Source organism: Microcoleus pseudofavosus SVA1_A4, from assembly GCF_036700565.1.
Classification (GTDB): domain Bacteria; phylum Cyanobacteriota; class Cyanobacteriia; order Cyanobacteriales; family Microcoleaceae; genus Microcoleus.
Genome location: NZ_JAUBPE010000008.1, coordinates 61,770 through 73,632, shown reverse-complemented (window position 1 = coordinate 73,632; position 11,863 = coordinate 61,770). Strand labels below are relative to the sequence as shown.

7 protein-coding genes are annotated in these 11,863 nt (G+C 45.3%); 5 read left to right on the top strand and 2 right to left on the bottom strand.

What is annotated here, in order from left to right; translation table 11 throughout:
• Positions 1 to 200: 200 nt before the first annotated feature.
• The gene (locus QUA02_RS05670) at positions 201 to 1,607 is read left to right on the top strand and encodes an AAA-like domain-containing protein (RefSeq protein ID WP_333025938.1); all 1,407 of its coding nucleotides are present in this window, start codon (positions 201 to 203) and stop codon (positions 1,605 to 1,607) included.
• Here the strand turns inward: QUA02_RS05670 and QUA02_RS05665 are convergent, their stop codons facing one another.
• Positions 1,608 to 2,234 (bottom strand): Uma2 family endonuclease, encoded by a 627-nt coding sequence (locus QUA02_RS05665; protein WP_333025936.1) that lies wholly within the window; start codon positions 2,232 to 2,234, stop codon positions 1,608 to 1,610.
• A 233-nt stretch (positions 2,235 to 2,467) separates the two neighbouring features.
• Between QUA02_RS05665 and QUA02_RS05660 the strand changes: the two genes are divergently transcribed.
• From QUA02_RS05660 to QUA02_RS05645, 4 genes are all read left to right on the top strand, one after another.
• Positions 2,468 to 5,998: a WD40 domain-containing protein gene (locus QUA02_RS05660; RefSeq protein ID WP_333025935.1), complete on the top strand. Its 3,531-nt coding sequence runs from the start codon at positions 2,468 to 2,470 to the stop codon at positions 5,996 to 5,998.
• Positions 5,999 to 6,033: 35 nt separating this feature from the next.
• Entirely contained in the window at positions 6,034 to 6,678 is a 645-nt protein-coding gene (locus QUA02_RS05655) for a Uma2 family endonuclease (RefSeq protein WP_333025934.1), read from the top strand.
• 120 nt (positions 6,679 to 6,798) lie between these two features.
• Positions 6,799 to 6,963, top strand: a complete 165-nt coding sequence (locus QUA02_RS05650) for a hypothetical protein (protein ID WP_333025933.1) — start codon at positions 6,799 to 6,801, stop codon at positions 6,961 to 6,963.
• A 12-nt stretch (positions 6,964 to 6,975) separates the two neighbouring features.
• Positions 6,976 to 10,590, top strand: coding sequence for a WD40 domain-containing protein (locus QUA02_RS05645; RefSeq protein WP_333025991.1), 3,615 nt, complete (start codon positions 6,976 to 6,978; stop codon positions 10,588 to 10,590).
• 137 nt (positions 10,591 to 10,727) lie between these two features.
• Here the strand turns inward: QUA02_RS05645 and QUA02_RS05640 are convergent.
• Positions 10,728 to 11,863, bottom strand: a 1,136-nt coding sequence (locus tag QUA02_RS05640; protein ID WP_333025932.1) for a calcium-binding protein, incomplete at its 5' end; no start/stop codon positions are given.

Below are 11,863 nucleotides of genomic sequence, written 5' to 3'. Positions count from 1 at the left end.
TAAATTAACATCAATCGACTAAGCTTTAGCAAGATCAACTGTCACATTTTTAACTGTGGCTTCACGACCAAATGTGACACCTACATGACATTTTGGTCAACGAGCGAAGAAAGTAGATCGTAGGGAGTAGGGTAAAGAAGGGTTAGGTGAGATTTAACGGATTTGACCTGTTACCCCCAGGGAAATCTTGCTTCCGCCTCGTGTCGCCATCCAATAGGCGATCGCTCTGGGCTTTAAAGTCAATCAAAAGTGATAATATCAACGATACACTTACGGGAGAATTGCCAGTTATGACGATAGATGAGGTAGTACAGCTAACTCGTGCCCGATCGCAAAAAGATTTACATCCCGTACAAGAAATCATACTCCGCCAAGTTTGGGAAGGAAAGACTTATACAAGCATCGCATCTGCCTCTCATTACGGAGAGCATTACCTGAGAAACATCGCCTCTGGCTTGTGGCAATCTCTCTCTGAAATCTTGCAGACACCTATTAGCAAATCAAATTTTCGATCCTCTCTAGAATCGCGTTCCCTGAGAGTAGAGGAACGAGAATTCATTCAAGAATTCCTCCGCAGCCAATGCCTAGTAACACCTTTAGAATTTCCCGGCTCTCCCGTACCCCTCGGTTCACCATTTTATATCAATCACCCGCTAATTGAAGAACTCGCGTATCGAGAAATTGCCAAACCTGGAAGTGTTCTGCGGATTAAAGCTCCCAGGAAGATGGGTAAAAGTTCCCTGCTGCTACGGATTTTAGATCGCGCTAATTCTCTTGGCTGCCGAACTGTAAGTTTGGATTTTCAGCAAGCCGAGGAAGCTGTTTTAGACAACCTCGATAAATTCTTGCGCTGGTTTTGTGCCAACATCAGCCGTCACCTAGAATTGCCACCCCTATTAGATGATTATTGGGATGAAGATATGGGTAGCAAAGTAAGCTGTACCATCTATTTGCAACAATATATATTAGCAGAAATAAGTAGCCCCCTTGTCTTAGCTTTAAATGAAGTCAATAGGATTTTCGAGTATCCAAAAATTGCCCGAGAATTTTTGCCGCTGCTGCGAAGCTGGCATGAAGAAGCAAAGCGGATTAAAACCCTGGAAAAACTGCGGTTAATTGTTCTTCACTCCACAGAAATTTATATTCCTTTAAAGCTCAATGAATCTCCTTTTAATGTCGGTTTGCCGCTGCAATTGCCCTATTTTACAGAAGAGCAGATACTTGCTTTAGCGCAGCGTCACGGACTGGATTTGACAGATAGCCCCGATCGACTGATGGCAATGGTGGGGGGACACCCTTATCTGGTGCGGCTCGCTCTTTACCACCTCTGTCAAAACAGTGTAACGCTCGATCGGCTACTACAAGAAGCTCCCACAATGGCGGGAATTTATAAAGATTACTTGCGGAGTTTTTGGGTGACATTGCAAGAGTATCCCGAACTCGCATTTGCACTTAAACAAGTGGTAAAATCTGAGCGCGGCGTGGAATTAGATCCGATAGTAGCTTCTAAATTAGTTAGTATGGGGCTGATTCATATCGATAACAACCGCTGTACCCTGAGCTGCGAGTTGTACCGCCTGTATTTTGGTTCGCCAAACTTTATTTAGTTATTGCCCCACCTGAAAAATCTGTTCTGCCGTTAAGTTTAAATCGGGGAAGGCAAGCGATCGCACCACATCATCAGCTCTAAACTGATTAACTACATACTCACCATCAACTAACTGATAAACAAAAATAGTGGGTTGTTTGGGGTTGCCAATATATCTTCTTCCCCCCAACCCCAAATAATCGACAATCCAGTATTCAGGAATTGCCAATTTTTCATATTCTGCTAACTTCATCAAATAGTCATCTTGCCAATTCGTACTCACGATTTCAATGACTAAACGGATCGTTTCACCTCTGGTAATAGTCGATCGCTTTTTCCACATCGGTTCCGTTTCGATTTGTTGCCAATCTAACACCATCACATCGGGACTATAGCCAGACTTATCAGAATCAACAGCCTTAATAATTCCTTGGCGAGGAATGAAATAGGGCAAAGCCAAACGTTTAATTTCTACTCCCACTTCGAGAGCTAGGAAACCTCCTACTTGTTCGTGAGTTCCAGTTGCTTGCATTTCAATAACGGCTCCATCATGTAATTCAAAGCGACCTTGACCCTCTGGATACCAGTCCAGAAACTCGTCTAGGGTCATTTGTTTAGACTGGGCCGGTTGTTCTTGAATGAGCATATTGATTCTCCTTGTTTGCTGTTAATTTCAATGTCAATATAAATTTACAACATTAGGCTATATTGTATAATAACTTCCAATTGTTAGTTTGTCAATATTATTATAAAAACAACTACTGTGGAAACCTAAATTTGACCGATGGATTATAATTCAGTAGAGATGGTGACAAAAATAACGCTCAGACTGCCTCTTTTTATACTCAACTTTCACTTTTAAACCCACCCATAAACGGCATGACCAAAGTTACATACCAAATTGGTGGCAGTCTCGCCAATGATGCCCCTACATACGTAGTAAGACAAGCAGATTCCGAACTCTATGAAGCTTTAAAAGCTGGCGAATTTTGTTACATCCTCAACTCGCGGCAAATGGGCAAATCTTCTCTCTTGGTACGCACCCTGCACCGACTGCAAGCAGAAGGTTTTCAATGCAGCACGATCGATATGACGCATATCGGCAGTGAAAATATTACCCCTTTACAGTGGTATAAAGGAATGGTCGCCGATTTGTGGCGCGGGTTCAATCTTTTCGGGCAAGTTAATTTTAAAGCCTGGTGGCGCGACGCAGAAGATGTCTCGTTTCTACAAAGATTGAGTCATTTTATTGAAGATATCTTGCTAGTCAAATTTCCTGAAGATCGCATCTTTATATTCATTGATGAAATCGATAGCATTCTCAGTTTGGATTTCGCTGTCGATGATTTTTTTGCCCTGATTCGGTTTTGCTACAATCAGCGAGCGATTAATCCAGAGTATAACCGTATTAGTTTTGCAATATTTGGAGTAGCCTCGCCAAGCGACTTAATTGCTGACAAAAAGCGAACTCCTTTTAATATCGGTCATGCTATAGATTTGCGGGGTTTTGAACTGCACGAAGCCCAACTATTAGTTAAAGGATTAGAGAGTGCCGTAAGTAATCCTCATGCCGTTCTAAAACAAATATTAGCTTGGACTTCAGGACAGCCATTCCTCACCCATAAAATTTGCTATTTGGCGTACAAAGCCAGCCTTGAAACGGCAGGCGGATTAGTAAATATTCCTCCGGGAACAGAGGCATTTTGGGTAGATAGTTTGGTGCGATCGCACATCGTCAATAAATGGGAATCCCTGGACGAACCAGAGCATTTAAAAACGATACGCGATCGCATCCTCCGTGACGAACAACGCGCCGGAAGATTGCTAGGCATTTACCAGCAAATCTTGCAAAGCGTACGGGCGGTGCCCCAGTGCCCGCCCGTGCCCTCCGATGACAGCCGCGAACAAATCGAACTTATTTTAAGTGGATTGGTAGAAAAAACGCAAAATTTTCTGCAAGTTAAAAACCGAATTTATCAAGAAGTCTTCGATTTCAATTGGGTAGAAAAAAACTTAATATCTCTGCGCCCTTACTCGCAAAACTTCGATGCGTGGTTTGCGGCAAAACAACAAGATAAATCGCGGCTATTGCGCGGGAAAGCATTGATTGACGCTCAAAATTGGGCGCGAGCAAAAAGTTTAAGCGACCTAGATTATCAATTTTTAGCCCAAAGTGAAGAATTAGACAGAATCGAAGTGCAACAAGCACTAGAAGCAGCACGACTAACAGAAGTTGAAGCGCGACTGCTCGAACAGAAAAAAAATGCCCGACGACAAAACTACTTTATAGCTACACTGAGTATGGCATTAATCTTAGCTTTAGGATTGGGAGCGATTGCCTTCTCGCAATATCAGAAATCTGCTCAAAGCCAACGCAATGAAAAAATCGGTAAAATTCAAAGCATCACGCGGTATTCCGAAGCCCTCTTTGCCTTAGATAAGCGGTTAGATGCTTTAATAGAAGCACTCAAAGCCAGAAAAGAACTACAAATATTAAACGGCACCGATCGCCCGACAACAGACATGGTTGAATCGGCGCTACGTCGGGCCATTTATGGAGAAATTGAATATAACCGCTTATCAGGAAATAGTGGTTGGATGAACGCCTTAGCAATTAGTCCTGACGGTGAGGCGATCGCTGTAGCAACAAGCGACGGAGACGTGCAAATTTGGCATCAAGATGGCAGATTAATTCGCACCTTCAAAGCACATATAGCACCAGTTCTCGGAGTTGCGATCGGTCCCGATCGTCAGCTTATCGCTTCAGGGAGTGGAGACTTAACTATCAAACTCTGGCAGCGTAACGGCAGCACAGGCGCCGCAGCACTGCCTCTACACACTCTCACAGGACATAAAGCTCCAATTTACAGCGTCAAGTTTAGCCCAGACGGAGAATTAATTGCCTCAGCTTCCCAAGACAGTACGGTGAAACTTTGGCGGCCCAATGGCACATTATTCAAGACACTAACAGGGCATCTTGGCGTAGTCAGAAAAGCAGTTTTTAGCCCAGATGGAGAGTTAATTGCCTCAGCTTCTGAAGATAGCACGGTGAAAATCTGGCGGCGCGATGGCACCTTGCTGAAAACGCTTTCACAAAATCAATCTCCAGTCTTATCCATTGCCTTTAGTCCTAATAGTAATACCATTGCTGCAGGCACTGGAGACGGTACTATTAAACTCTGGCACCGTGACGGCACTTTGTTAAGAACAATTGCCGCCCATGACGCTGGAGTTCAGGCAGTGGCTTTCAGCCCCGATGGAGAGACGATCGCCTCTGGTTCTGATAACCAAATGCTCAAACTCTGGAACATTGACGGCACTTTGCTCACCACTATCAAAGCACATGGCAGCGCAATTAGCGATCTTTCATTTAGTCGCAATGGCGAATATCTCGCCTCCACTTCTTTTGATGGCACCGTTAAACTCTGGAAATTCAGTAACTCCTTGCTGACAATTCTGCGAAGACATACTGCTGGCGTTTGGGGAGTCGCTTTAAGCAAGAATCAACAGTTAGTTGTTTCATCAAGTGGAAACGAGGTTCTTCTTTGGCACAGAGACGGTAAGTTACTGAGGCGATTTGAGGGGCATAACTCTGCGTTTAGTGGTGTTGCCATCAGCCCCGATGGCAAAATTATTGCTGTAGCTAGTGCAGACAAATCGGTTAAACTTTGGAGTGCTGATGGCACTTTATTGAAGACTCTCCCAGGACGGGTTGATATGAGGAGAATCGTTTTTAGTCCTGATGGCAAAATTATTGCTTCTTCAAGTGGGGATACGACAGTCAAACTTTGGCGGTTAGACGGAACCGAATTGACTACTCTGAGAGGACATAAAGCTGGGGTTTGGGGGGTAGCTTTTAGTCCTGACGGGGAGATTCTTGCCTCAACCAGTGGAGATAAAACAGTTAAGCTTTGGCGGCGTGATGGTACATTAATTAAGACCCTTCAAGGTCACAGCAGTTTAGTTTTTAGTGTAGCTTTCAGCCCTGACGGAGAGGTAATTGTTTCGGGGAGTGATGACAAGACGGCTAAACTTTGGAGTCGTGATGGTAAGTTGCTACACACTTTCAAGGGACATACGTCTGGAATTTGGAGTGTTGCTTTTAGTCCTGACAATAAAACGATCGCTACAGGGGGTAGTGACGGTACTGTTAAACTCTGGCAACGTGACGGCAATGAGATTGCAACCCTGATTGGACATAGCGCACGAGTTGGGTCTTTGGCTTTCAGTTCTGATGGCAAAACTCTTGCTTCTGGTTCTGAGGACAAAACAGTAATTCTGTGGAATTTAGAGCGGAGTGTAGAGTTAGATCGGGTACTAGCGTCTGGATGCGACTGGGTGCGGGATTACCTGCGAACAAATGCCGACCTGAAGGAGGAAGATAGACATTTGTGCGATCGCATTCAGTAAATTAGAATAAAAACAACCTAAAGGAGGTAATACTAATGTTCACAAGCGATCTCAACGCGCTACTCGACCAACAAGCACTCCAACGGCAAGATCCTGAATGCCGCTACATTACCGATCGCGTTAACTGGGAGCAATACGAAGCCTTGCTCGCCAGAAATGGCGATACTTCGGCATATCGAGTCACGTATTTAGATGGAGCCTTAGAAATTATGTCACCTTCGCGCCGCCATGAAAGCAGAAAAACTCGCATTGGAGATCTTTTAGTCATTTACTTCTTAGAAGCAGACATCAACTATTTTCCCTTTGGTTCTACAACCCTGCGACGAGAGGAAAAAAGGGGCGGTACCGAACCCGATGAAGCTTACTGCATTGGCACAGACAAAGAATTTCCAGACCTGGCAATTGAGGTAATCGTTACCAGCGGTGGCATTAACAAATTGGAAATTTACAGAAGGCTGAATGTTAAAGAGGTTTGGTTCTGGCAAAACGACCGCTTCAGCCTCTACTATCTGCGAGAAGAAATCCCAGTTCAATTTGTCGAAACCTGCGGTTATGAACCAATTACTCGCAGCGAAATTCTCCCTAATCTGGATCTAGAATTGCTGGCAGAATACATTCGATATCCCAATTCGCTCACAGCAGCTAAGGAATTTCGACAACGGCTGCGATCGGGTGCTTAAAAGGGTTGTTGGCGATTTCAATATCCAGCCTTAGTTCATTTAGCCGCACCCTTTAGAGTGCGGACATATATTTGCTTTCATTGAGATGCACCCAATCCTAATTTATCAAGAAGTATTTAATTGGGAATTGTAGAAAAAGAATTAGGGCAATTGCGCCCTTACTCCCAACTATTTGATGCTTGGATAGCTTCCAAACAAACAGATTATTCGCGCCTTTTGAGGGCACAAGCCTTAAAAGATGCTCAAATCTGGATGCAGGGAAAAAGTTTTGCAGTTTGTATATAGGAGGGAATAATGATGACTAAGCTCGAATATCAAGTCGGCGGAAGTCTTGCCACAAATGCCGGAACCTATGTGAGGCGACAAGCAGATTCCCAACTATATGAAGCTTTAATAGCCGGTGAATTTTGTTACGTCCTCAACTCGCGACAAATGGGAAAATCTTCCCTCTTAGTCCGCACCCTGCACCGACTACAATCGCAAGGCTATCAATGCACTACCCTCGATTTAACCCGCACTGGTAGCGAAAATATTACCCCCTTGCAGTGGTATAAAGGAATCGCCGCCGAACTGTGGCGCAGCTTCAATCTTTTAGGGAAAATCAACTTAAAAACTTGGTGGCGAGATGAAGAAGAAGTTTCCCTGCTGCAAAGATTAAGTCATTTTATAGAAAATATCCTGCTCGTCCAATTCCCCCAAGATAAAATTTTTATATTTGTCGATGAAATAGATAGTATTTTAGGCTTAGATTTTCCCGTTGATGACTTTTTTGCCTTAATTCGATTTTGCTATAACCAACGCGCCATTAATCCAGAGTATAATCGCCTTACCTTTGCCATTTTTGGAGTCGCCACTCCTAGCGACTTAATTGCTGACAAAAATCGGACTCCATTTAATATTGGAATGGCAATTGATTTGCCAGGATTTACCTTTGAGGAAGCGCAGCCTTTACTGGCTGGATTAGAAACAAGTGTAAACAATGCAGTGCCAGTTTTAAAAGAAATCTTAAATTGGACGGGCGGGCAACCTTTTCTCACGCAAAAACTGTGTAACATAGTAGCGAATATTAGTCAAGAAAATGATAGCAAGATTTTACATATTCCCCCAGGCACGGAGGCATTTTGGGTAGAAAATTTAGTGCGATCGCGCATCATCCACCACTGGCAAGCCTGCGACGAACCAGAGCATTTAAAAACGATACGCGATCGCATCCTTCGCAACGAACAAAAGACCAGTAGACTGCTCGGAATTTACCAGCAAATCTTACAATTAGAACCCCCCCTAACCCTCCCTTATCAAGGGGGGGGACAATCCGATCCCCCCCTAACCCCCCCTTATCAAGGGGGGGGACAATCAGAACCCCCCTTATTAAGGGGGGCAGGGGGGATCTCAACCGATGACAGCCGAGAACAAATAGAACTTATCCTCTCTGGGTTGGTAGTGAAAGAGCAAAGTTTACTGAAAGTAAAAAACCGCATTTACGAACAAGTTTTTAACCTAAAATGGGTAGACAAACAATTAAAACAACTGCGGCCTTATTCTCAAACCTTTGATGCGTGGGTGACATCTAAGCAGCAAGATTTATCGCGGCTGTTGCGGGGACAAGCCTTGAAAGATGCTCAAAGTTGGGCGCAGGGAAAAAGTTTGAGCGATTTAGACTATAAATTTTTAGCTGCAAGTGAAGAAATAGATCGGCGCGAAGTCCAACAAGGATTAGAGGCAGAACGCACTAAAGAAATTGAAGCGAGGCTAACAGAAGAACACAAAAGACTAATTCAAGAAACCAAAGCAGCTAAACAACAAAGAATCTTATTGTTTGCAGTCAGTATCGCATTACTGCTGGCCAGCGGGTTGGGAATCGCAACGTTTTTTCTATATCGCAAAGCAACAGCAAGCGAACAGCAAGCGCGGGTGAGCGAAATTAAAGCGCTGGCGTCTTCTTCTGATGGATTGTTTGCTTCTAATCGCAAATTGGATGCACTGATAGAAGCGATTAAAGCCAAACGGAAATTGCAAAAACTAGGTGGGGCAGGTGTCAGTACCGCTGGTCTAGTTGACAATGTACTGAAACAAGCTGTTTACGAAGCAGATGAATTCAACCGTTTATCGGGGCATAAAGCGGCTGTTCTCGGCGTTGATATTAGTCCTGACAGTAAGTTTATTGCCTCAACAAGTGTGGATAAAACTATCAAACTGTGGCGGCGGGACGGAAGGGAAATCGCAACGCTCAAAGGTCATCAGGCGATCGTTCGATCGGTCAAATTTAGCCCGGACGGTCAGTTTATTGCTTCTGGAAGTGATGATGGGACTGTAAAACTTTGGCAGCGAAACGGCACTTTGTTGAAAACTTTTCAGGGTCATACTGCTGGTATCTGGACAGTGGTGTTTAGTCCCGACGGTAAAATTATTGCCTCTGCCAGCATGGACAAAACGGTGAAACTCTGGAACTCTGACGGCAAACTGCTAAGAACTCTCCAGGGTCATACTGCTGGGGTACCCTCAGTGGCTTTCAGTCCAGACGGTAAGACTATCGTTACGGCAAGTGGAGACAAAACGGTGAAACTCTGGAACTCTGACGGCAAACTGTTAAGAACTCTCCGGGGTCATACTTCTGTGGTATCGGCAGTGGCGTTTAGTCCTGACGGTCAGATTGTTGCTTCGGGAAGTGGAGACAAAACGGTGAAACTCTGGAACTCTGACGGTACTTTGCTGAGAACTCTTGAAGGTCATTCTGCTGTAGTATCTGAAGTTGTTTTCAGTCCTGACGGTCAGACTGTTGCTTCTGCAAGTCGGGATAAAACTGTAAAACTATGGAATATTGACGGAACAGAACTGACGACATTTAGAGGTCACAGTGCTTCGATTTGGGGGATAGCTTGGAGTCCCGACGGCAGTTTTATTGCTTCGGCGGGTGCAGAAAACACGGTGAAGCTGTGGCAAAGTCAAAACCCTTTGCGGACGGTTATTACTGCACATAAAGCTGGGATTTGGTCGATCGCACTGAGTGCGGATAGTTCTACAATCGCTACAGGCAGCGAGGACGGCACGACTAAACTTTGGAGTCGGCAAGGCAAATTGTTGAGGACTTTTACTGGAGAAAACGCTGCGATTTATGCTGTTGCTCTGAGTCGCGATGGCAAGTTAATTGCTTCTGGCAGAAACGATAATACCGTGAATATTTGGAGTCGAAACGGAAATGCGATCGCCACTTTGGTAGGTCATAACGCTACGGTTTTTGGATTGGCTTTCAGTCCTGACAGTCAAATTATTGCTTCTAGCAGTCAAGATAATACTATCAAGCTGTGGCGGCCCGATGGTACTTTATTGCATACTATGACAGGACATCATGCTCCTGTTTCGCAGGTGGTATTTAGCCCGGACGGTCAGCTAATTGCCTCGGCAGGGGGGGATGGTACTGTGAAGTTGTGGAAGCTTGATGGTACTTTGGTGAGAACTTTTCAAGGTCATACTGCTGCGGTGTGGAGGGTGGCGTTTAGCCCTGACGGTAAATTTCTGGCTTCTGGGAGTGGAGACAATACAGTTAAGATTTGGACTTTAGATGGTAAGTTATTGAGAACTTTGGAAGGTCACGCGGCGGCGGTTTGGGGGGTGGCATTTAGCCCGGATGGTAATATTATTGCTTCTGGTAGTGTAGACAATACGGTGAAGTTGTGGAAGTTTGACGGTACGGAATTAACGACGCTTAGAGGTGACTCTGCGGCGATTCGGGGGATAGTTTATAGTGGGGATGGGTCGTTTGTGGCTTCTGTGAGTGAGGATAATACGCTGATTTTGTGGAATGTGGAGCGAGTTTTGAAGGTGGATTTGTTGGGTTATGGTTGCGATCGCGCGCGCGATTATTTGCGGACGAATGCGGCTGTGGAGAATGGCGATCGCTTGTTGTGCGATTAAAAAGATCCCCGACTTCTGGGGCGAAGTCGAAGATCCCTAGTTAATCCAACGATTTTATACCATTTCCCAAAAGTTGTGCGATCGGTTTCAACCGCTCAACGATAAAGGGGATAGCCAACCCGGATTTGGTATAACTACTAACTAATGAAATCGCTAGCGGCAAGAGTACCCGCCGCTACACCGTTCAATTTTGCCAGCAATTGACCAGTGCCAGTCAAGCTAATCAAAATTTGATTGTTGCTAGAAGTAATGCTGAGTTGATTGAAACTCAAACCGGGATTCAACCCAATTAAATCCTCGCCCTTGCGGAAATCAGTAATGATGTCGCTACCCAAACTTTGATTTAGGAAAAACACATCATTTCCCGAACCGCCTGTCAAAGTATCGTCCCCAACATCGCCGGAAAGGAAATCGGAACCAGCACCGCCACTGAGGATATCATTGCCTTTGCCGCCGTAAAGCGTATCGTTACCGATGTCGCCGCAGAGAACATCGTTTTCATTGCCGCCCAACAGCAAGTCGTTGCCCTCACCGCCATCGAGACTGTCGTTGTCTTTGCCGCCGTAAAGCGTGTCATTTCCAGCTTTACCAAAAATTAGGTCTGCACCTTCATTGCCAAACACAGTATCATTGCCATTTCCAGCATTAATTGTGTCATTTCCTAAGTTGCCTAAAATGTAGTCGTCGCCATCTTCGCCGAACAAGAGATCGTCATCTTTGCCACCAAAAATGGTGTCGCTGCCAAGGCCGCCGGCAACAGTATCGCTGCCGAAATCTCCCCTCAAAAAGTCGTCGTCATCTCCGCCAACAATAGTGTCATTATCTTTGCCACCGTAGATAGTATCGTTGCCAGAGCCACCTTGAAGGAAATCGGTGCCTTCATTGCCGTAGATTAAGTCGGTATCGGCACCGCCATCAATGTTGTCACTGCCGCCCATACCGTAGAGAGTGTCATTCCGATCCAGCCCATTAATTAACTCATTTTGGCTGCACCCCATGATGAAATCAGTACCGTTACCGCCGTTGAGAGTTTGCTCTACAGAGTTGGGAGTAATGGTGGCAAAGTTGAATTCCGGAGCAGTGACTCCATCGAATAGGCAATCATCTGCGCCCGGTGTAGGAGTTGGAGTCGGCGCGGGTGTCGGAGTCGGTGCAGGTGTAGGAGTTGGAGTTGGCGTAGGCGCGGGAGTCGGTGTGGGAGTCGGTGTGGGAGTCGGTGTGGGAGTCGGTGTGGGAGTCGGTGTGGGAGTCGGTGTGGGAGTCGGTGTGGGAG

Bases quoted from the DNA above. Each gene is read 5' to 3' on its own strand.
- QUA02_RS05645 (WP_333025991.1), top strand. From the start codon at position 6,976: ATGACTAAGCTCGAATATCAAGTCGGCGGAAGTCTTGCCACAAATGCC.
- QUA02_RS05660 (WP_333025935.1), top strand. From the start codon at position 2,468: ATGACCAAAGTTACATACCAAATTGGTGGCAGTCTCGCCAATGATGCC.
- QUA02_RS05665 (WP_333025936.1), bottom strand. From the start codon at position 2,234: ATGCTCATTCAAGAACAACCGGCCCAGTCTAAACAAATGACCCTAGAC.
- QUA02_RS05655 (WP_333025934.1), top strand. From the start codon at position 6,034: ATGTTCACAAGCGATCTCAACGCGCTACTCGACCAACAAGCACTCCAA.